General features: G+C 48.9%; 19 protein-coding genes and 1 pseudogene. 9 read left to right on the top strand and 11 right to left on the bottom strand.

The genetic code is table 11. From position 1 onward, the window contains the following. Nucleotides 1-134: 134 nt before the first annotated feature. The 4 genes from ACXX82_RS21345 to ACXX82_RS21360 form a co-directional block, all read right to left on the bottom strand. Nucleotides 135-1,307, bottom strand: coding sequence for an ABC transporter ATP-binding protein (locus tag ACXX82_RS21345; RefSeq protein WP_458563663.1), 1,173 nt, complete (start codon nt 1,305-1,307; stop codon nt 135-137). 69 nt (nt 1,308-1,376) lie between these two features. Then, complete coding sequence (locus ACXX82_RS21350) at nt 1,377-2,246, bottom strand: carbohydrate ABC transporter permease (RefSeq protein ID WP_322238209.1); 870 nt, start codon at nt 2,244-2,246, stop codon at nt 1,377-1,379. 10 nt (nt 2,247-2,256) lie between these two features. Continuing rightward, complete coding sequence (locus ACXX82_RS21355; RefSeq protein ID WP_322238211.1) at nt 2,257-3,171, bottom strand: carbohydrate ABC transporter permease; 915 nt, start codon at nt 3,169-3,171, stop codon at nt 2,257-2,259. A 227-nt stretch (nt 3,172-3,398) separates the two neighbouring features. Further along, nucleotides 3,399-4,688, bottom strand: a complete 1,290-nt coding sequence (locus ACXX82_RS21360) for an ABC transporter substrate-binding protein (protein WP_322238213.1) — start codon at nt 4,686-4,688, stop codon at nt 3,399-3,401. 611 nt (nt 4,689-5,299) lie between these two features. Between ACXX82_RS21360 and ACXX82_RS21365 the strand changes: the two genes are divergently transcribed. The 3 genes from ACXX82_RS21365 (at nt 5,300) to ACXX82_RS21375 (ending at nt 8,879) form a co-directional block, all read left to right on the top strand. Further along, nucleotides 5,300-6,574, top strand: a complete 1,275-nt coding sequence (locus ACXX82_RS21365; protein WP_458563664.1) for an ABC transporter substrate-binding protein — start codon at nt 5,300-5,302, stop codon at nt 6,572-6,574. Nucleotides 6,575-6,661: 87 nt separating this feature from the next. Further along, nucleotides 6,662-7,372, top strand: coding sequence for a response regulator (locus ACXX82_RS21370; RefSeq protein WP_322238215.1), 711 nt, complete (start codon nt 6,662-6,664; stop codon nt 7,370-7,372). A gap of 94 nt (nt 7,373-7,466) precedes the next feature. Next, nucleotides 7,467-8,879: an ATP-binding protein gene (locus ACXX82_RS21375; RefSeq protein WP_458564039.1), complete on the top strand. Its 1,413-nt coding sequence runs from the start codon at nt 7,467-7,469 to the stop codon at nt 8,877-8,879. A 60-nt stretch (nt 8,880-8,939) separates the two neighbouring features. Here the strand turns inward: ACXX82_RS21375 and ACXX82_RS21380 are convergent, their stop codons facing one another. The 5 genes from ACXX82_RS21380 to ACXX82_RS21400 form a co-directional block, all read right to left on the bottom strand. Further along, nucleotides 8,940-9,629 carry a DUF3299 domain-containing protein gene (locus ACXX82_RS21380; protein ID WP_322238218.1) on the bottom strand — a complete coding sequence of 230 codons (690 nt, stop codon included), beginning with the start codon at nt 9,627-9,629 and terminating at the stop codon, nt 8,940-8,942. A 16-nt stretch (nt 9,630-9,645) separates the two neighbouring features. Continuing rightward, nucleotides 9,646-10,908 (bottom strand): ABC transporter permease, encoded by a 1,263-nt coding sequence (locus tag ACXX82_RS21385; RefSeq protein ID WP_458563665.1) that lies wholly within the window; start codon nt 10,906-10,908, stop codon nt 9,646-9,648. Next, nucleotides 10,905-11,618 carry an ABC transporter ATP-binding protein gene (locus ACXX82_RS21390; RefSeq protein ID WP_458563666.1) on the bottom strand — a complete coding sequence of 238 codons (714 nt, stop codon included), beginning with the start codon at nt 11,616-11,618 and terminating at the stop codon, nt 10,905-10,907. Before ACXX82_RS21390 ends, ACXX82_RS21385 begins: the two co-directional genes overlap by 4 nt. Before the next feature lie 15 nt (nt 11,619-11,633). Next, nucleotides 11,634-12,197: a DUF2796 domain-containing protein gene (locus ACXX82_RS21395; RefSeq protein WP_458563667.1), complete on the bottom strand. Its 564-nt coding sequence runs from the start codon at nt 12,195-12,197 to the stop codon at nt 11,634-11,636. Nucleotides 12,198-12,356: 159 nt separating this feature from the next. Next, a complete protein-coding gene (locus ACXX82_RS21400) occupies nt 12,357-13,217 on the bottom strand; it encodes a LysR family transcriptional regulator (protein ID WP_458563668.1) in 861 nt (286 codons plus the stop codon). Between the two features lie 126 nt (nt 13,218-13,343). Here ACXX82_RS21400 and ACXX82_RS21405 point away from each other — a divergent pair, with 126 nt between their 5' ends. The 3 genes and pseudogenes from ACXX82_RS21405 to ACXX82_RS21415 form a co-directional block, all read left to right on the top strand. After that, nucleotides 13,344-13,871: a multidrug/biocide efflux PACE transporter gene (locus tag ACXX82_RS21405; RefSeq protein WP_458563669.1), complete on the top strand. Its 528-nt coding sequence runs from the start codon at nt 13,344-13,346 to the stop codon at nt 13,869-13,871. A 321-nt stretch (nt 13,872-14,192) separates the two neighbouring features. Beyond that, nucleotides 14,193-15,551 (top strand): MATE family efflux transporter, encoded by a 1,359-nt coding sequence (locus ACXX82_RS21410; RefSeq protein ID WP_458563670.1) that lies wholly within the window; start codon nt 14,193-14,195, stop codon nt 15,549-15,551. A gap of 95 nt (nt 15,552-15,646) precedes the next feature. After that, nucleotides 15,647-16,381 (top strand): annotated as a pseudogene (locus tag ACXX82_RS21415) (YoaK family protein); the annotation flags it as partial. Nucleotides 16,382-16,540: 159 nt separating this feature from the next. Here the strand turns inward: ACXX82_RS21415 and ACXX82_RS21420 are convergent. Next, on the bottom strand, nt 16,541-16,912 hold the full coding sequence (locus tag ACXX82_RS21420; protein WP_322238234.1) for a hypothetical protein: 372 nt from the start codon (nt 16,910-16,912) through the stop codon (nt 16,541-16,543). A 348-nt stretch (nt 16,913-17,260) separates the two neighbouring features. On the opposite strand from ACXX82_RS21420, the gene ACXX82_RS21425 reads away from it, so the two are divergent. Further along, nucleotides 17,261-18,328 (top strand): NAD(P)-dependent alcohol dehydrogenase, encoded by a 1,068-nt coding sequence (locus ACXX82_RS21425; RefSeq protein ID WP_322238237.1) that lies wholly within the window; start codon nt 17,261-17,263, stop codon nt 18,326-18,328. A gap of 171 nt (nt 18,329-18,499) precedes the next feature. Here the strand turns inward: ACXX82_RS21425 and ACXX82_RS21430 are convergent, their stop codons facing one another. Continuing rightward, complete coding sequence (locus ACXX82_RS21430; protein ID WP_458563671.1) at nt 18,500-19,378, bottom strand: pirin family protein; 879 nt, start codon at nt 19,376-19,378, stop codon at nt 18,500-18,502. Between the two features lie 422 nt (nt 19,379-19,800). On the opposite strand from ACXX82_RS21430, the gene ACXX82_RS21435 reads away from it, so the two are divergent. After that, complete coding sequence (locus tag ACXX82_RS21435) at nt 19,801-20,994, top strand: CaiB/BaiF CoA transferase family protein (RefSeq protein WP_458563672.1); 1,194 nt, start codon at nt 19,801-19,803, stop codon at nt 20,992-20,994. Next, on the top strand, nt 20,991-21,938 hold the full coding sequence (locus tag ACXX82_RS21440; RefSeq protein ID WP_458563673.1) for a hydroxymethylglutaryl-CoA lyase: 948 nt from the start codon (nt 20,991-20,993) through the stop codon (nt 21,936-21,938). The genes ACXX82_RS21435 and ACXX82_RS21440 overlap by 4 nt, the downstream gene beginning before the upstream one ends. Nucleotides 21,939-22,129: the final 191 nt, after the last annotated feature.

A 22,129-nucleotide genomic window follows, 5' to 3' on the forward strand; every position in this document is an offset into this window, starting at 1 on the left:
CCGTCAAATGGTGCGCAAACTACTAAATAGGAATGTTTTTTGGTCATCATGCGCTTTTTAGAACTGACGCAAAACTGTCTTATCAAAACTTGACGACAAAGATCGTTCACGCTAATTGCGGGCCGGGTGGGTGGCTAGAATGGCACATCGCCGCTAGGGAGATTTTGTGCCGGTCCCAATTTTGATGAAATCATGTTGCCTGGCTTGATGCGGCGTAGCGCATTGCCATTTGCATCGAATACGTGAAATGCACTGCTGGCTGCCGATAGCGTGATACTTTCACCGATACGGACGGTATTGTTTCCATCGCCGCGTACGACGATATCCTGACCGTTTTGCAGCGTGGCATAAATGAAATTTGCTTCTCCAAGATGTTCAACGATGTTAACTCTCCCGCTAAAGGTCTCGCTACCGCTGTTATTCTCAAGGATGTGTTCGGCGCGCAAGCCTAAGGTGACAGGATCGCCGATGCGGATAATCCCGTTCGTTTCCGTAGCGCGGACATCGGCACGCACTTCCTGACCACCATCTAGTTGTATCTTTAGATAATCTGCCTCAATAGTAGTGACCAAGCCCTGCATCAGATTCATTTTGGGCGAACCGATAAAGGTTGCCACAAACAAATTTTCTGGCTGCTGATATAGCTCTAGAGGCGTACCTGATTGTTGTATTTGGCCATCATTCATCACGACAATTTTGTCGCCTAACGTCATGGCCTCAACTTGATCATGCGTGACGTAGACGATGGTTGCTGCCAGTTGACGATGTAATTTGGCGATTTCAAGGCGAGTCTGTACGCGTAAGGCCGCATCCAGATTGGATAGTGGTTCGTCAAATAAGAACAGCCTCGGTTTCCGTACGATAGCGCGACCAATCGCCACACGCTGGCGCTGGCCGCCGGATAATTCACGCGGCAATCGATCCAGTAAATGATCAATCTTCAAAATGCCAGCGGCATGATGAATCTGTTGGTCGATCGTATTTTTATCGGAACCAGCAACTTTTAGCCCGAACGCCATATTTTTATACACCGTCATATGCGGATATAACGCATAGCTTTGAAATACCATCGCGATACCACGCTCGGCAGGCGGAAGATGGTTGACGACTTGATCGCCAATGGCTATTTGGCCATCGGTGATATCTTCGAGTCCGCATAAAAGTCGTAGTAATGTCGATTTGCCGCAGCCGGAAGGGCCGACCAGTACGCAAAATTCGCCGTCGTTTACGTCAAGGTTGATGCTTGCCAGCACATCTTGCTTGCCATCGTATGATTTTCTAAGATTCTTAATATTGACGTTAGCCATGATTTTTTACCTGTTTTACTCTGCCGTGCGATCAGAAATACGCGGACGAATTTGTATAAGTTTGTTGGTTTATTTGACCGCACCGGATGTCAGGCCGCGTATCAGTTGGCGTGAAAACAGCATGTACAAAATCAAAATGGGAATCACCGCCATCGATAAAGCAGCCAACACAGAATTCCAGTCAGTGGCGTACTGGCCGATGAATTGCTGGACGCCGAGGGTGACAGTTTTAGTGTCGTCGCCGGGTGCCAGAATCAATGGAAACCACAGATCGTTCCAGACTGGAATCATCGTAAATACAGCAACGGTCGCAATCGCAGGACGAATCAAGGGAAGTATCACGCGGAAAAAAATCTTGAATTCACCCACCCCGTCGCAACGTGCGGCTTCCTTTAATTCCTTTGGAATTTGCCGAATGAATTCGGACAAAATCATCACAGCTAATGGTAATCCCTGAGCGGTATAAACCAGTATCAACGCCGTGCGCGTATTGATCAGATCAAGCGTCACGACCAATTGCAAAATGGAGACTGTGCCAAGGCGGATGGGAATCATGATGCCAAGTGCCAGATACAACGTCATCATGCGATTGCCACGAAATTTATATTCGGATAGCGCCCAGCCTGCCATGGCACCGAACAAAACGATGAGTGCCAACGAGCCGAGTGTCACGATCAGGCTATTGCCAAAATACAGCATGAAGTTGGTGTTGGTTAACACCTTCTCAAAGCCGATCAGCGAGAACGTGTCGACGGTGGGAAATGCCAGCGGATTGTCAAAGATGGCTTCGCGCGATTTGATGGAGTTGATCAGTATCAGCGCAATGGGGAACAGTGCCACCAGCGCATAGGCGCACAGCACAAGGTGTACCCAAATGCGGCCGATATTACTATGTCGCATTGACGGTCGTAGCGAGGGGCGAAGTGTGGAGGAAGTCATGGAATACACCTTACAATTCATAGCGTGTCAGCCTGCGCTGGACGAGATAGAAATACACGGCAACGCCGAGCAAGATCACCAAAAACATGAGGGTTGCCACTGCAGCGCCCATCGTGGGACTGCCAATTTGCGCCTGATAGCCAAAGAACGTCCGATAAAAGAAGGTACCCAGAAGATCGGCTGAATAGTTGGGTCCAGCCAGTGCACCCTTAACCGAATAGATCAGATCAAATGCATTGAAGTTGGCAACGAAAGTCAGAATCGTGACTAATCCCAAAGTTGGCAAAATTAGCGGTAATTTGATTTGCCAAAAGATGCGCCACGAACCAGCGCCTTCGACGTAAGCCGCTTCCAGCACTTCTTCTGGCACGGCCAATAATGCCGCGTAGATCAGCATCATGGGGATGCCGATGTATTGCCATACCGAGATTAGGGCCAGTGTGATTAATGCAGTAGATTGCTGACCAAGCCAGGGCGCGAAGAAATTTGCCATTCCGACGAAGCCCATCAATTTTTCACCAACACCCCATAACGGCGACAGAATAAGTTGCCAGATAAATCCGATTATCACCACCGACAGTAATGTCGGCAAAAATATCAGGGTGCGATATGAGCGCGCCCAGCGCAGACCTTTGAGACTAAACAGCGTCGCCAGCAATAATCCGATTGGATTTTGCAGCAGCATGTGGATTGCAAAAAACTTGACGTTATTCCACATCGCGTTCCAGAACGCGTTGGACCAGTCAGAATCGAAAAGGATGATGTGATAGTTGGATAGACCGACGAAGCTATGAACACCAGCATCGTTGGTGGTATAGAAGCCAAGCCGGAGTGTGTCCAGCAGCGGCAGCGCGCTGAACATCGAGTAGATGATCACCGCTGGCGCTAGAAAAATTACAATATGCCAGGGAAATGCTTTTTTCAACTTGATTCTCCAAACAAACTCATTGTCCTATTGAGTTGGACTTATTCAAAACCGCTGTGGCGGGGTTGATCGCGATCACTTCGTTACCGTTGAGATATCTCGTCACAAGGCCCGGTAATTTTTGTGCAAAAGAGTCGATCTTGTTTGGCTGTTAGAACGGACAAGCAAGTGAAAAAAATCGCTTGTATTGCTTGCTCGTTCGGCCACTCGACTCATGCTTTCGATAATTATTTTTGTTGTGGCTTGTACCATTTGGCAAAGCCGGTCTGAATTTGTGCCGCTGCATCTTTTGGTGCCAATTTGCCGTTAATGACTTGTGCATTGACGTTCCACAGTTCATTTTCCATGCTTGGTGTTCCGCGATTGAGGATTTGCGAATTCAGGCGAATGGTTGATGAGCAGGTTTTGCGCCAGTCGATCATTTGTTTGGCGACGGGGTCTTTGACCGATATCAGATGATTGGACAAAGAGAAGAAGCCGGTCACCTTATTGGTATAAATATCGGCGAATTCTTGTGATCCCAACCAGGCCAGGAATTTATATGCGTCTTCTTTGTTTTTCGACTTTTTGTTGACGCCCATACCGATATCGTTATGGTCGGAGATGTAGCATTTATCGCCAGCTTTTGGCACAGGTGGTGGAAAAGCGCCCATTTCCAATTTGGCATTCGCATTGAAATACGCGATATCCCAGGAGCCTGCGGGATAGATTGCTGCTTTGCCGAGACCGAACAGGTTCTGACTATCGCCATAAGTTTGGGCGCTTGCGCCTTTGGACAGGTATTTGCCTAGCTTGGCCTCGTAGTCAAATACGGACACAAATTGCGGATCGGTGAACTTGGCTTTGCCTGCGATGAGGGCTTTACGGCCTTCCTCACCTTTCCAGTAGTTGGGGCCAAGACCGGTAAACATGACTTGACTAGACTCCCACTGATCTGCAGTACCGATTGAGATAGGCGTATATTTGCCGTTAGCTTTGATGGTATCGAGAATTTTAAAGAACTCGGCCTCGGTCTTTGGCGGCTGAATGTTTAATTCTTTGAAGATTTTTTGGTTATATAAGAAGCCATGTATGACCGAAGCGATAGGCATGCAGAATGTATCTTTTCCATCATCGGTTTGCCATGCGACTTTTGCCGACGGAGGGAAGTTTTCCATGCCGGGTTTGCCATCCAGTTTTTCCAGATTGCCTTTGTTATAAAGTGACAGCGATACATCAAAAGGACGGCAGGCAATCAGGTCGCCAGCGGTGCCACCGGCGAGACGTGCTGTGACGGTGGAGTCGTATTCGGTCGGCGCAGTGGGGGAAAACTTGACCTGAATGCCCGGATTTTTCTTTTGGAATGCAGGAATCAGGACGCTTTCCCAGAGTGCTTTATCGTCGACGCGCCAGCTTTCTATGGTCAATGTGCCGGCTTGGGCAGTGGTGACGGCGGCAAACGTTGCAAGCGTTGCTAGCGCGGTGAGAACGGCATTGCGGAGGGTCTTACTTCCCTGGATTTTGCTGACGGATTGCATGGATTGTCTCCTCTGTATTTTGTGGTGAAGGGCGTTTTGCCGCATTTTTTCGCAGTTTATGGTCTGGCTTGCGGGTTATCCACTTGCCTTCATCCTGCTGTGGATTGACAGTAGCATCATAGGGATTGTGATGCTATCGGTCTTTGTTATGATAGTTAATTGCTACGTAAGTTATTGATTTAATGCGTTTTTTATGGAATTTTCAAGATCGGCAAGTTACATATATTTACACCACGTTGGGGCCGTGTTTACGCTGCCATAGTGTGATGATTTTTGCGCAAGCCGCAGAAGACTTTGCATCAGAAACGAAAGTTAATTGTTCTTTACAAATCTTTACAAAACTAGCGTGAAATTTAGCTAAATGGAGGCTTAAAACCAAATCAAGTCGTGAACTTACGTTATAGTCTCTCGCGATACGGGACAGAAAAACGGTATAAATTATTCCCGAATGACGCAAGAAGCCTGATGGATACCAAGCTTGGCCAAAAAAATAAGAAGCAAAAAAGCGCGATAAGTTACACATGTTTAGATAAATAAAAATACAAATGACTGAACAATTAAAAAGGTCGTACTGCGCATTGAGGATTAAGCAATGGCGATGGGGATGGTGCATGGCGATGATGCTGGGATGCGGGTTGTCGCCGTTTTCATACGGCACAAATACCAGCTTTGTAGCGTATTCGCAGGCCAACGCATTGCAAGTTTTACATTGGTGGACCTCAGACAGTGAGCGCAAAGCCGTTAAGGTCCTCTCGGATCGGTTGGTGGATGAAAACATTGAATGGCGCAATGCAGCAATACCGGGCGGGGCCGGTGTCGGGGCTAGCAAAGTCTTGAAGAGCAGAGTGTTGGCGGGGCATGCGCCCGAGGTGACCCAATTGAATGGTGTGGTCTTTGGCGAATGGGCTGATCTTGGCCTATTGCTGGAACTGGATGATGTATCGAGGCCTGACAATTGGAAAAAACTATTGTTTCCAACGGTGTGGTCATTGGTGCAAAATCGGGATCATGTTGTTGCTGCTCCTATCGGTATCCAACGTATCAACATGCTGTTTTACAACAAGAAGATATTTGATCGATTGGAGTTGATTGCGCCCAAAACATGGGCCGATTTTGATCGTGTCGCATTCAAATTAAAACAGGCGGGCGTCGTTCCTTTGGCACAGAGTAGCGAGGCATGGCAAGTCGCAACCTTGTTCGAAACGTTGGTTTTGGCAGAAAGTGGTCCCGCATTTTATCGCCGATTGTTTGTCGACATGAACGCCAAAGCTTACGCCGATCCTCGTCTGGCGCATGCACTGAAACGATTGCGCGGACTTAAACAATGGATGCCGATGCCACTTCGTGAGCAGCCCTGGAATGAGATGACGCGGCAACTTGCCGATGGTGATGCTGCGATGTTTGTGATGGGGGATTGGGTAAAAGGTGAGCTACGTGCGTGGGGCAAGATAACCGACGTTGATTTTGGATGCAGTACGGTGCCGGGAACGGATGAGTATCATCTTTATAGCGTTGATACGTTGGCGATGTTTGCCGGAGATTATTCGCATCAACAGGCGCAGGAGAAACTCGCGCAGGTCTTGATGTCGGCAACGGTTCAAACCGATTACAATCAAGTAAAAGGGTCGATTTCAGTTTGGCGTGATCCCAATAAAGCGAAAATGGATAGTTGTGCGCTGGCATCGTGGCGTACGTTCAGCAAAGGCGGCGCGTTTCAGGCACCAAGTCTGGTGCATAGAATGGCGACTGATGAGACAACAAAGGATGCCATCGTTGCGGAAGTACGGCGCTATTTTATGGACGATCAAATAACTGAATTGGATACGCAGCGTCGTCTAGCGGCAATAGCGCGCAGCTCACCTAAAATAGAGCGTCCTGAGGAATGAGTGAGATCACACCCACACATTTATCGATGTATCCAGTCGTTTTTCAACTTATGTATCCACTCTTGTACCTACTCTTGAAGCCTCACTATGCGTAAGATTTTGATCGTTGACGATGACCAGAAAACCCGGATCTTGTTAAAGGCCTATCTCGAAAAAAATCAGTATGAAGTCATGCTGGCGCATAACGGCGAAACTTTTCTGGCAGAATTTCAGCGTTTTGCTGACGAGTTGTCGCTGGTTATCCTGGATGTCATGTTGCCTGACACGGATGGTTTTGCATTGTGTAAAATCGTCCGTCGCCGCTCAAATGTGCCGATTATCATGCTGACAGCCAGCTCAGATGAAACTGATCGGGTTGTTGGTCTGGAGTTAGGCGCGGATGATTATATGGGCAAGCCTTATAGCCCGCGCGAGTTGCTGGCGCGGATCAAGGCAATCCACCGGCGCATGGGATTCGATAACGCCGCTGCACCGCGGTATTACCGGTTTCTGGGTTTTACGCTGGATACGGTCGAAAGAACCGTTGTTGACGCCGAACAAAAACTGGTGGCGTTGACTGGACTGGACTATCAATTGTTGAAGTATTTTGTCGCGCATCCGGGCGATATTTTGGATCGCACCGTATTGTGTGAAGAAACCCGAGGTCGGGATTCGGGGCCGATGGATCGTTCGCTGGATGTCCAGATTAGCAAGTTGCGAGATCGTCTGAACGATGATGGCAAATCACCGCAGTTGATCAAAACTGTACGTGGCGCAGGTTACGTATTTTCTGCTGACGTTGTTTCTTCCGCCATTTAGGCTCAGGTTGGCAAACACAACTACCCATCGATTTATTACCCGTGTTTTGGCGCGGGTATTGCCGCATTCGCTGCTTGGGCAATTGTCGGTGGTGATGGTGTTGGGCATATCAGTGACACAATTAGTCGGTGGGTTGATTTGGGCTACTCAACTACGATCTAAATCAGAAATAGAAACCCGGATCGCGGCGCAGCATCTCGGTCATAGTGCCGTTAGTGCCATCCGTTATTTCAAGAGTTTGCCCGCCAATTATCGACCAATCATGATTCAGCAATTGCGCGAAATGGGCGGCACGCGCTTCTTCGTGAACGCCAATAACGCCCCGATTCTGATTCAACCAATTGGCAAGAACGCGTTAGCTGATCTGGCAAGCCAGACTGTCCTCAAAACTCTCAAGGAAGAGCTGCCATTTTTGCCCGAGTTTCGACTCGCTTTTGCGTGGCCGGATGATGTGAATGTATCAGACGACGGATTGAAAATTGCGGATTTACCGGACAATTGGGTACAACATATTTTATTGATTAAACCAAATCCCGCGCCAGTGTTGGTGATCCAGACCCAGCTCGAACCGGGCAAATGGTTATATCTTGCGGCGCTGATGCCCAATCCCTATTTTTTGGAAAGTAACGGTCCTTTGTCGCCAGATCGTTTGGTATTGCAGGCTTTGTCGCTGGCGGCGGTATTGCTGCTATCGATATTGGTGGTGCGCTGGACGACGCGCCCGCTGGCCGCACTGTCGGATGCGGCAGAAGCTTTTGGAAAAGGTGAGACCGTACCAGAGTTGCCGGAAACCGGCAGTCGCGAGTTTGTCAAAACGGCGCGTGCCTTTAGCGCAATGCGTGAAAGGATAAAGCGTTATCTGGAGGATCGCGAGCGTTTGTTCGCTTCTATCTCGCATGACTTGCGCACTCCCATTACGCGTCTGAAACTACGTACCGAACTGCTCGATGATGACGCGATGCGCGCCGATTTTCACGAGGACCTGGATGAACTGGACATGATGGTGAAGGGCGCATTGCAATCGGTAAAGGATAGTGATATACATGAAAATCGTACCGAGGTCCGGCTTGATGCATTGATACAAAGAATGATCCGTGATGCGCTGATGGCCGGTCATGCGGTGGCATTTGAGGAATCTGGATTGACAGTGATGGCGAAACCGCTGGCACTCAAACGTGCAATCGGCAACCTGTTTGATAATGCACTTTTTTACGCTGAAAGGGTGGAGATTTCTGTGCGGCAGATTAGCGCGCAGTCAGCAAATGAGGGGTCAGATAATATTGAAATTCAGATTCGGGATCATGGGCCTGGCGTGCCTGAACAGGCGTTTAGCAGTTTGTTCCAGCCTTATTTACGACTTGCACATGGTCGTGAATTAAATGCCAACGGAATGGGACTTGGCCTGGGAATTGCGCGAAACATTGTGCAAGCGCATGGTGGGGAGTTATTGCTGGTGAATCATCCTGAAGGTGGATTGGTGGCGACAATTGTGTTGCCGCGCACCTAAAGATCAGTCTTGATTTTGACGCACTGATTGTTTCGCTCATTGTTTCATTTATTGCTTCATTTATTGTTTTGTATCGCCGTCTTTGTACATCTCAACGTTTTGCGCCACCAGAGAATAACCGGCATCGCCCATGTCGGTGGATGTTGGTTTAACGTTTAATACGCCACTGATCCATACAGCATCCATCGTACGCACGCCCTTGATGGCGTTGGTGCTGTTGACGTGAATAATCTGGTTTGCAGGCGGCGGTGGTACATGGATGCAGCCGCCAAAATACGGAACGAGTAAGAATTCTTTGAGCGCATCGCCTTCGCGATCCAGCGACACCACGAATCCCGGAATTTTGACCATTTTGCCGTTCATCGCAGGATTGATCGGTGCACTTTTCCAGTAATCCTTGGCTTTTTGGAGCGCTGCTTCTGCACGTGGATCAGCGTCGTCGAGCTTGTTAAGATCGATTCCCTTGAACGGCTTCATCGGGTCCCAACTGGCGGGGGCAAGGTCTTCCCATTTTATTTCTTGAAACGGCGACTTGATCGCTGGCGCAGTCTTGGTTGGGTTTGATGCTACCAGCGGATTCTGTTGCAGGCGGTCGCCAATTTTGTAGCCGCCATCTTGCGTCGCTAATTGTGCCGCCGCCGATGCTTTAAGCGCTGCTGTTGCATTGCGGTCAGCCACCACATAACGTCCTACCATTCCAGTACCCAGACCTGCGATGACGATTGCCAGGATCCATAAAAATATTTTCATAGCCAACCTCTTATATTTACACTTGGGGCGTTAATCCGTCGGATAGACTGAGCCGATACGCTCGCAATCCCGGCAGCAGACTAGCGACCAGACCGCCAATGATGGTCCATAGCAATAGGAATAATTCTCCTGTCGTGGGGAGTGCTGGATGTAAGGCGATACCGAATTCCGTCACCAATAGCGGTCCTAGCATCACAATGGCGAGATTTAATATCACAATCCCGAGCAGTACGCCGATCAACATCACGACAAAACCCTCTATTGCGAGCAGAAAAAAGATGTCTATCGGGTGCGCGCCCACGGAGCGCAGGATGGCTAACTCGCGACGTCGTTCTCCTAGACTGGCAAGGATAGAGGATACCAATCCGGCCAGTCCTACGACGACGACCATGGCGGAGACGGCTAACAGCGCTTTTTCGCCGATACCGACCACTTGCCACAACTCATCCAATGCGACTCCCGGCAAGACCGCCATCTGCGGATCGTCCTTATCGTCGGCAATGGCGCGCTGCAAGGCAAAAACGCTGGCACGATTTTTTAGTCCTACAAGAACGGCGGTAACAGTTTTGGGCGTCAGGTCGAATTTTTTAACCATTTCCGATGGAATTATCAATCCTTTGATTGGTGCACCGCCTTCCCAGTCAAGATGGATCGCCTCCATCGCGTCCAGGCCGATATGCACGGTGCGATCGACCGGCGTTCCGGTTCTCGCTAAAATTCCACTGACGACGAAGGGTTTATCGGCATGTTCGGTCAAATGCGCATCACCGCTTCCATGGCTGAGGATAATTTTGTCACCGATTTTGTAGTGCAGTTGTTGTGCGACGTCAGACCCGAGTACGGTCTGAAATACGTCATGGAACGGCTGGCCAGATGCGAAACGCAACGGTTGTTTGTCGCCATAGTGAAAATGCGTGAAATAGTCGCCATTGGTTGCCAATACCGGAAAGCCACGATGCGAGTCGCCCAGCGATAGCGGAATAGTCCAGGCAACGGCGGGATTGTGCCCAAGTTTTTGGGCGCTATCCCAGCCGATATTGTTGGTGGCGCCACCGATATGAAAGATCGCATAAAGCATCAGTTGCACTGAGCTGGTTCTTGCACCGACCACCAGATCGGTACCGGATACGGATTGGGAAAAACTCTCGCGTACGTCGTGTCGGATGCGCTCTATGCCCAATAACAATGTCGTTGATAAGGCAATTGCTAACAGGATCAGCCCAAGTGTAAAGCGGCGATTCCATGCACTGCGCGCGGCCAGACGAATCAGCATGCTCATGCCTGATCCTCTAGATGGGCAGCATGATTTAGTTCGTTTAACGCTAACCGGTGGCTAAAGCGCGATGCCAGTCGCTGATCATGGCTAACGAAGAGCAACGTAGAACGTGCTTGTTCACACTCTCGCTGCATCAGATCCAGGAACCGTTGTTGGCGATCAGCGTCGAGTGCGGATGTTGGTTCGTCGGCAACGATGATCTCAGGTTGGCCTATCAATGCGCGGGCGGCAGCGACACGTTGTTGCTGACCTATCGATAGTTGCGTCACCGGTTTGCGCCACAACGATGGTGCCAGATCAAGACTTTCTAGCAAAGATTCAGCGGCGCTGCGTAATGTGGTGCCTTGCGCCAAGGTCCGTTGGCGTCGATAGCGTGAAAAATGGCATGGAAGCAATACATTATCGAGGATTGATAAGTACGGAATCAAATTGAATTGCTGGAAAATAAAACCTATGTGATCAACCCTAAACTGGTCTCGCGCCGAGGCAGAAATGCTATGGAGCTCAGTATCAAGTATCGTGATGGTTCCGCGTTGCGGCACCACAATACCGCCGATCAATGCCAGCAATGTGCTTTTGCCACTACCACTTGGCCCCGCGATAAATACCTGATCCTGACGATCTACCTTTAATGCATCCATTTGCAAGGTCGGCACAGACTGTCCGGGCCAACTGAACGATACGTCATCTAATTTAATGACTACTTCACTCATGACATTACACGCATTTTATTCCCAGGACAGAATTGTGGCCGATGGTCGTAGCGTGGCGGCTAGCTGGTTTTTTGGCGTCACCATTTGGACATCAATTTTCTGAAAGCCTTTGAATTTTGCAAATAAGTTAACGTCAATAGTTTTCAAAAGATTAGGATTTTCACACTGTAAAACGATATCGGCATCAAGGTCAGCATGTCCCGCTGCTTTTGCGGTGGCGTTGATCTTGGTCGCAGGCGTTGGCGACTCGCCAAGGAGTATCGGATCGATCGCATTGGATGCTAGTTTGACCGATATAGGGCGACATTCTGCGGCAGGCGTTGTCACGAATATTTTGCTGGCGTTGCGAAGTTGAAGCGCCATTTTTTGGGCCGCCGCGCGATCCTTGGTATTTTTTGCGGCGTGCTCGAATCCGAGCAGATTGACTAATGGTGTGTCCAGATGGAGCGTAATTTGTGCGCCATCAATTGCCACATCCAGTTTGCCGACGCCATGGACGTGTGCTTCGTGCGCGATTGCAGGTGAAATTGCCAAGCAGAGCAGGGCGCTAATGGCGACGCTAGAAAATACGTGCTTCATGTTGTCCTTCATATTTTTTGATTCAATGTTGACTAAATTTGCAGGTATGTTTATTGTGCAACAGTGTTGCATTATAAATCCAAACCGCGCTTTCGTTGATCGGAGAATGTTTCAATTGGTGACAGTTATTGCGTTTATTTTGTTTTCAATGGTCCGTTTCTAAGGGGCCAGCAAAGACGCCAATAACCAACCGCCAGCTTGGCCCAATCCATGCCTTCTAGACCAGACTGCGTCAACCTGAACCGATTTTGGCCATCCGCGTACTTGTAGTTCCAGTAATCCATCGGCGGCAAAACGTTGTGCCAACCATCGTGGAAGCTCCGCCCAACCGAATCCTAGTTCCGTCATCTCAAGCAATAATAAGTAGCTGGAAGCCGACCAGCAAAGGCCACGGCGGCGCTCGATGATGTCATTAAGGTAAGTATTTAGTCGGAGCTCACGGGCGCCGTGCAACATTTCCGTAGTGACCGGCGTAGCAGTTGCGAGAGGGTGACGCTTACTGACATACAACCCGATCTCTGAACGTTCAGACATGGATTCGAATCCCACGTCGGGTGGATAGTCTGGCTGCGCGCCGACCAAACCAAGCTGCGCGCGGCCTTCTTGTACCAGGGCGACAACGTCGGTATGTTCGGCAATCATGCATTCAAGTTCCAACTCAGGGTAACGCTGTTCAAATTCGGTCAGGATCGATTCGAAGCGATTCGATTGATACATATCTGATAACACTAATGTAAGCGTCGGTTCCAAGCCATCAGCCAGTCGATGGGCTGAACGGGACAGACGATCATTGGCGTCCAGCACTTGTTGTGCGTGGATCAACATCGCTTTGCCATGTTCAGTCAAAGTAGGCCGCCGCGTAGTGCGGTCAAACAATAGTAGGCCAAAATCAATTTCGAGATTGGCGATGGCCTCGCTGACGGTTGACTGTTGTTTGTTCAATTTGCGCGCAGCAGCGGAGAACGATCCTAACGTTGCAGCTTCGACAAACATGAATAAAGATTCAAGAGAATGTGACATGACCGAGGTTATTTCAGTTGTTTATATTTTAATATATCGGAAATTCCGATGGTTACTCATTTTTTAGTATCAGTAAAAGCAAGGAGAATAGCAAGGATCAGTTATAAATAAAGCTTAGGAGCTTGTATGCGTATCACCGAACACACCAGTCGCGTCAGTCACGTCAGTCACGTCAGTCAGACCAGTGACACCAGCCAGACCAATAAAACCAATAATATCCATACCAAAAAATCGTTTGCCGAGCGCGGATTTCACGCCTTGACCTTCGAGTTGTTGGCCGTTGCCATCAGCGCGCCGGCACTGTCCTGGCTAATGGGTGTATCGATGGCCCACGCTGGCTTGCTTACATTAATGATTTCGCTCATTGCGATGGTTTGGAATGTTGTCTTTAATGCGCTGTTTGACCGGATTGAGCGACGTATGAATCTGGTACGGACATTTGGCGTTCGTGTCATTCATGCAATTTCATTCGAATTAGGACTGATTGTGACGGTGGTTCCATTGGCCGCGTGGTGGTTGAATTTGAGTTTGCTGGATGCGTTCGTGCTTGATATCGGTTTGCTCCTTTTCTTTTTGCCCTATACGTTGCTGTTCAACATAGGCTACGACAAAGTACGCGAAGCCCTGATTAAAAGACGCCTCGCAACTTCTTAACCGCAACAAAACCGTTCTAAACGTTGTTTCGGGCGGTCTCTCATTGCACTGGTTTGTCAGTAGGTGCGCGGCTCATGCCAGCTTTATAAATCCAGTTTGATTGCCCACTGCGCAACAATGGATCAATAGGCCCGATCACGCAGGTTATCTGTGTGATGGTTTATTTTTTACTGTTAGCCCGATTTCATTTTTCTCCAACGTTGAACAGGTGGCGTAACGCCCCGATTGCAACGCATCAGATCGACTTTTCTGCTAATACGCTACTAAAATTAACGCTCTACTGAAATCGTGCATTTCTTACACAATAGAAAATCACGTTTTATGCACAACACTTCCACAAAATCCCTGTTAAAACAATTTATTGCCTTAGCGATTCCGACTTTGCTTTCAGGCTGGGTGTACACCCTCTACACGTTCGTTGACGGCATTTTTATAGGACGCTATCTCGGGGCAGAATCACTAGCGGCGCTCAATCTGCTGGTCCCTTTGTTGTATGTGCCTTATGCCGTCAGTCTGATGATTGGCGTCGGCGGTGCGACGTTAATTGCACGTTTATCTGGCGAGGGGCGTTTCGATGAAGCGCGTCGCGTATTTACCCAAGCGTTATGGACCATGCTTGCCATTGGCATTGCGTTAAGTGTAGTGGTGTTAACTAACACGTCAAAAATAGCAGAAATGATGGGTGCGACCGGCCATCTGGCGCTTCTGGTGGAAGACTATCTGCGTGCGTACGCATGGTTTATTTTGTTTGCGCAAGCGTTGTACGCACTAGAATTTTTCTTACGTACGGAGGGGACAAAAGCGGCGACATTTGGTTTGTACGCGATGTTGTTGGGTGCCTTTGTGAATGTTGTTTTAGATTATTACTTTATCGTTGTCCTTCCGCTTGGCATGCAAGGGGCTGGATTGGCGACGGGGCTCAGTATGCTGGTCTCGAGTTTCACCATGTTGAGTTATCACGTTTTCAAAGCAAAAAATATCAAACCTTGCTGGAATGCGTTTAAAGAGGGCAGTAATGTCGGAACGATTTTGTACAACGGATCGTCGGAATTTTTGGGAGCGATTGCCGCCGTCGTCACCATCTTCGTTTTCAATCGATTGGTGTTGAACACATATGGTGAGAGCGGATTGGCCGCTTACGCTATTTTGGAATACATGACGCTGGCCGCCACCGTCACCATGGTTGGTTTGGTTCAAAGTATGCAACCGATGATCAGCTTTTATCGCGGAGCAAATCAGCCCCGCGCGATGCACGTGGTCTTTGCTTTTGGAGCGACCTCAGTCATGGCGGTTGCCGTAATCATTGCGGTTGTGATGTGCGTATTTTCCAGACAGCTAACTTTTCTTTTTCTGCCCGATGGTGGATCAGCATGGGAAATATTGGCGCCAGTGATCATCTGGTATGCGCTGGCTTTCTTGCCAGCAGGTTGTAACTTGATTGCAGCCGGTTATCTGACTGCGGTTGAACGTCCCGGTGCTTCTGCGATTATTGCCATTTTGCGAAGTTGGGTTTTGTTGCTGGGTTCTTTATGGCTACTAAATACCTATTTGGGTGGCAAGACAATCTGGTATGCATTATTAATTACGGAACTCTTAACCTTGGCGGCTAGTGGATGGCTTATCTGGAGATATCAACGTGAAGGCAGGCCCACACCGTCCAGCCACATGATCCATAGGTGAGATGCGCTGGCGATGTTGGAATTGAGGGGTTGTGTTAGTTACTTACTGTGACAAATCGTGATGGCACGGCAATGGCGGAGTATGATCAGGCAACTATGCCGATACCTTACTTAAGACAACTCACCGGCCGGGAGCGCAGCCAGCGGGGCAATATTCATCTGGCCTGCTTCTTGTCATTCATTGCAGGGGCGATCAATGCCGGAGGTTTTTTGGCGGTGGGACAATATACGTCTCACATGTCAGGAATTATTTCTTCGATGAGCGATAACCTGGCGCTTGGTTCAATTGGCTTCCTGTTGTCCGGCCTGGCATCACTTCTGTTTTTTACGTTTGGGGCAGCCTGTTGCGCGATTTTTATTAATTGGAGTCGAAAACGCGATCTCCATGGAGAGTATGCGATACCCCTTATGTTAGAGGCTGCATTGCTATTATTGTTTGGCTTGTTGGGGAGCAATTTGGAAAACCATCAATGGTTGTTGGTACCGTTCACGGTCTTGTTGCTGTGCTTCATTATGGGTTTGCAAAATGCCATTATCACTAAAATCTCCAAGTCAGAGATTCGTACAACCCACATGACTGGGATGGTCACCGACATTGGTATCGAATTGGGAAAATTGCTCTATTGGAACAGCGCGCGGCATGATCAAAAATTATCAGTCCATGCTGATCTGAATAAACTGCGTTTGCTTGGAACGTTAGTGTTTCTATTTTTTTGCGGCGGCTTTGTCGGTGCGTTGGGATTTAAAAAAGTAGGATTTATTTCGACAATGCCGCTGGCTGCAACTTTGGTGGTGTTAGCCATGGTTCCCATTGCAGATGATGTGTGGCGAATGGTGCGGGGATTTTTACGAGAACCTAAATAAAGCATGCAAAGTCATAGTACATAAAAAAACCGCGATCCTTACTAAGAGCGCGGTTTTTTTATTTGAATTTCAGACAAACTTTACGAATGCGGATTTGCTTTAAAGCGAAATATGCCTAAAATTCAATCAAGCTTTTGCGTGTGCGTAGACTCTGGCTTTTTCAGCATTGACCATTAATTGCTTTTGCGCCGAGGTCAAATGCAGATGCGGGGTGTCGCCGGCTATAGTGGCATATTCATCTTCATGGACTGCTTTAAATGTCACAAAAAAAGCGTCGCCGGGCAGGCCGGTATCTTTTTTAACCATGACAACCGCGTAAATTGCGGTATGTAAATTAGCAATGCTAGTGCAAGCAGCTTCCAGTGTGGCATGGACTTTTTGCGCTGGGGTGTTCTTCGGGAATAGTGTATACAAAGCATTAAAAGCAACGCTGTCACTATCGCTTGCTGCTTTTTGGATGAGTGCCGTTACGGCGGGTAGTTGTGCTTCAATGATCACGAGATTCTCCAACAGTATATGGGAGCCAAGATGTTGCGAGTGGCTGGGGGCGCATTATCCACTATAAATTGTGATGCAATATTTTGTTTGATGTTTATTGTTGTTGGAGGTCAAGAAATGGTGTTGGGCAGCGCGGTTTGGGTCGAGAAATTATGTAGCAAGATTACATAATTTTTACTTACTTAGGCGATAGTCTGGTTTTTGACACTTGTTCTTTTGAATAAAAAGAGATTGTGCGCAGCAGCAAAATCGACCCTCGCGGGAAAATTTTATCCGATAGGGTTACCATTGTTGCCTTAAGCGATGCTGATCGCTGTTTTTTGTTTTACCTAACAAAGGAAATTGAAAATGCCTAAAGCAATTGGATACGCCGCACAGTCGGCGCAAACACCCTTAGCACCATTCACCTTTGATCGTCGGGAACCAGGTCCGCACGATGTCCAAATCGACATTTTGTATTGTGGGGTCTGCCATTCTGACCTGCATACTGCGCGCGATGAATGGCATAACACCATCTATCCAAGTGTACCGGGCCACGAAATTGTGGGGCGTATTACCAAGGTTGGAACTCATGTAAAAGCCTTTAAAGTAGGCGAAATGGCTGGCGTCGGTTGCATGGTCGATTCATGTCAGACTTGTCCGAGCTGCGCAGAAGGCCTTGAACAATATTGTGAGACCGGCTTCATCGGCACTTATAACGGTGAAGATAAGCATAGCGGCGGCGTGACTTTTGGCGGTTACGCTAACAATATCGTCGTCAGTGAAAAATTTGTGTTACATATTTCAGACAAACTCGATCCGGCGTCGGCGGCTCCACTTTTATGTGCCGGTATCACGACTTATTCACCGTTACGCCATTGGAAGGTCAGCAAAGGCCACAAGGTTGGTATCGTTGGATTAGGCGGTCTTGGCCACATGGGCGTAAAAATTGCCCATGCAATGGGCGCACACGTGGTGTTGTTCACGACGTCGCCAAACAAGATAGATGATGCGTTGCGCCTGGGTGCCGATGAGGTTGTCATCTCTAAAGATCCTGACCAAATGGCAAAACACGTCAATAGTTTCGACTTCATTCTGAATACCGTGGCTGCACCGCATAATCTGGATCATTTCTTAAACTTGCTAAAGCGTGATGGAGCGATGACATTAGTCGGTGCGCCAGCCGAATCGCATCCTTCACCGAACGTGTTTAATTTGATCATGAAACGACGCACCTTGGCGGGATCACTCATCGGCGGTATCAAGGAAACGCAAGAAATGCTGGATTTCTGTGCTGAGCACGGGATTACTTCGGATATTGAGTTGATTCCGATTCAGGACCTCAATACAGCTTACGAACGCATGCTCAAAAGCGATGTTAAATATCGCTTTGTGATTGATATGGCGTCACTGGCGAAGGAAAAAGCGGCCGCCTGATTTTGGTCGATTTAATATTTGGCGAGTGTAAAAAAAACCATGCTGGCTTTTGCCAGGATGGTTTTTTTATTGATTCATGGCGCGATACCATTTTCGAGCATCAGTGCTTTATGGCTAGACACGTTTTGTAGTATTTAATATTTTCATGGCCCGCTGGCATGCTGGTCATGACTAACTTTGGGGCAGCGGAATAAACTCCGTTTCGCCCGGTACGGACGGAAAAATATTCTGCTCTTGATTTAACCAAGCCAGTTTAGCGCGTTCGATCCGCTCCTTTGTGCTCGCCACGAAATTCCACCAGAGAAAGCGGGGACCATCAAGCGGTTCACCACCTAAAATCATGAAGGCGGTATCGCGCGGTGCAACCACGGTGACCGTGCTCCCGGATTTAAGCACAATCAATGCGCCTTGATCCACCGCTTGACCATCGACCGTCAACGCCCCACTAATGATGTAAATAGCGCGTTCAGCATAATCAGGTGTTACTTGCATGCTTGTACCCGCAGCGAGTCTGGCAGAAACGTACAGCGTATCGCTGTGTGTTTTGACGGGAGATGTCTGACCAAATGCTGTTCCTACCAGGACGTGGTACGTTGCACCTTCTAATTGCACAAAGGGAAGATCTGCTTGCGGATAGTGCCAAAAGCCGTGTGTCGTTTCTTCGTCTTTTTGTGGCAGAGCCAACCACATTTGCAGGCCCTGAACGGCCACGCCTTGTCGGCGAATATCTTCAGGCACGCGTTCTGAGTGCGTGATTCCGCGCCCCGATGTCATCCAGTTAATATCGCCCGGTACGATGCGTTGCACGCTGCCCAGACTATCGCGATGCATCATCGCACCAGAGAACAGATAGGTAACGGTCGCTAATCCGATATGTGGATGAGGGCGAACGTCGCCCGTATTACCTTCGGTCGAAAACGTATACGGTCCCATGTGATCGAAAAAAACAAAGGGCCCGACAGTCCTCACCTCCGCGGCTGGCAACAAACGCCTGACCGGGAAGCCGATATCGCGGACATGTGCGTGAATGATGTGGCTGATGCTACTCATTAGGTAATCCTTTTCGTTTAACTCTTTGCATTTTTGATGTTTATCGAAAAATCTATCGGTGAGATATCATCTAAAAAAATTATTTAAAAAAAATCATCTAAAAAATTGCCTAAATGTGACTTACGGTATTTTAGCCTGCAAAAGACTGCCAAGTGGGACGCGTTACGAAACGTCGGGAAAGCCTGAAAAGTGCGCATACATGCACTGGGCCGTAAGGCACAAGCGAGCGTCGCATGGCCTAAGGACATTGAGTAAAAACTATTTTAATAGCATTCTATCCAGCCAATCGGCATGCATTATAAGTAATAAAAACACAACATTGCAATCGCGCAAATGCTCCTTGATAAATTAGGATTGGACGAAAGTCCCGCTCTCCCTCTATCCTCCTCCTATTCTGAATAAAATGATAAATGGAGATTGTAATGAGTGGACCGCTTAAAGGTATCCGTGTCATCGAAATTGGCACGTTGATCGCCGCACCTTTCGCCGCCCGCATGATGGGTGAGTTCGGTGCAGAAGTAATAAAAATCGAAGCTCCCGGTGTCGGTGACCCTATTCGAAAATGGAGAAAGCTCTACGAAGGCACATCGCTTTGGTGGTATCTCCAATCGCGCAACAAAAAATCCATTTCAATCAATTTGAAGTCTCCTGAAGGCATCGAGATCATTAAGCGTCTTGTCAGTAATGCCGACGTTCTGATCGAAAACTTGAAGCCCGGTGCGATGGAGAAACTGGGTTTGGGGTGGGACGTGCTCCATGCCTTGAATCCGAAACTGACGATGGTACGCATCTCTGGCTATGGTCAGACTGGCCCGTATAAGGATCGCCCTGGATTTGGTGCCATTGGTGAGGCCATGGGCGGTATCCGTTACACAACGGGTGAACCAAATGGCGCTCCGGCCCGTGTTGGTGTCAGTTTAGGTGACTCACTCGCATCCTTGCACGCCGTAATGGGCGCCTTGATGTCGGTATTGCGCGTCAAGACGGGTCAGGGCGACGGTCAGGTGGTGGACGTGTCACTGGTGGAGAGTGTCTTCAACGTGATGGAAAGTCTGATTCCCGAATATGATTTGCTCGGTCATGTGCGCGAACGTAGCGGTGGCGCTTTGCCTGGAATTGCTCCTTCGAATACCTATCCGACTCGTGACGGCGCTTATGTCGTTATAGCTGGCAATAGCAATCCCATTTTTAAGCGCCTGATGCAGGCTATTGGACGCGCTGATCTGGCTGATGATCCACATTTCGAACACAACGATGGACGCGTCGCACAGGTCGTGTTGCTCGATGCAGCGATTGCCGGTTGGACCTCAGCGAATGCGATCGAAGACGTATTGGCGACGCTGGAAAAGGCTGGCGTACCGGCAGGGCGAATATACTCTGTTGCCGATATTGTGGCCGATCCTCATTATCAGGCGCGGGATATGCTTTTGTCGGCAGAGTTGCCCGGCGGCGTGCATGTCAAAATGCCCGGGATTGTCCCTAAACTGTCGGAAACACCGGGCGAGGTGAATTGGCAAGGTCCAGCGCTGGGCGCACACACAGCCGAAGTACTTACTGAGTTAGGCTTGGGCGATAGCGAAATTCAACGATTAAGAGATACCGGAGTCATCCAATGATCACCGACTTTTCTGAACGACTGATCGTGCAGGAAGTAGCACCGCGGGATGGCCTGCAAATTGAGCCGAGGTGGGTTTCTACAGACAATAAAGTAGCGTTGATTGATCAGCTCTCTGGCGCTGGCTTTAGCCGTATTGAAGCCGGTTCTTTTGTGTCGCCCAAGGCGATTCCCGCGTTACGTGACGGTGAAGAAGTTTTCGCACGAATCCGACGCCAGCCGGGCGTTGTGTACGTTGCCTTGATACCGAACCGGAAGGGTGCTGAACGCGCGATCCATGCGGGCGTCGATGAGCTTAATCTCGTGATGTCCGCAAGTCAGACGCACAATCGCGCCAATATGCGGATGCGTTGCGAGGAATCGTTGGCGGCGTTTGGTGACGTCGTGGCGTTGGCTGCGGGGACTGGACTCTCGCTTAACGGAACGATTGCCACAACCTTTGGTTGTCCATTTGAAGGAAAAATTGACGAAGACCGCGTGATGGGGTTCGTGGAGCAGTATCTGGAGATGGGAATCGGGGCTATCACGCTGGCAGATACGACTGGGATGGCTAATCCGCGCCAGGTCGCACGTTTGGTTGAACGCGTACTCAGGACACTACCGTCATCGGCGTTGACATTACATTTCCATAACACGCGTGGACTCGGCCTCGCGAACGTCCTTGCGGCGTATGAGGTCGGTGCGCGACGTTTTGACTCAGCCCTTGGTGGTCTGGGAGGTTGCCCATTCGCACCCGGCGCGTCGGGCAATATATGCACCGAAGATCTGGTGAATCTCTGCGAAGAAATCGGCATTGAAACAGGTATCGACTTGCCAAACCTGATCGCTATGTCGCGCCAGTTGCCAGCGTTGCTCGGTCATGAAGTGCCTGGACAGGTAGCCAAGGCCGGTCGCAACTGTGACCGCCATCCTGCACCTTGGGAACAGGAAATAACGACCGTTTAGCCTGGTGATGGTTGGCCTTCCGAATAATTAACGCCGCTAACCTTAACGCAACGTCAACCCGAACTCAGAGCAGCATTCATAGAGTGAAATAGACGACGTGAATGCGAGTGGTTATCAGTAAATAAAATTGCATTGCTCTATCTATTTCTATAATCAATAATAGTTACCCCTATAACAATAAAGACATTAAG

It is taken from the genome of Glaciimonas sp. GNP009, assembly GCF_054343755.1.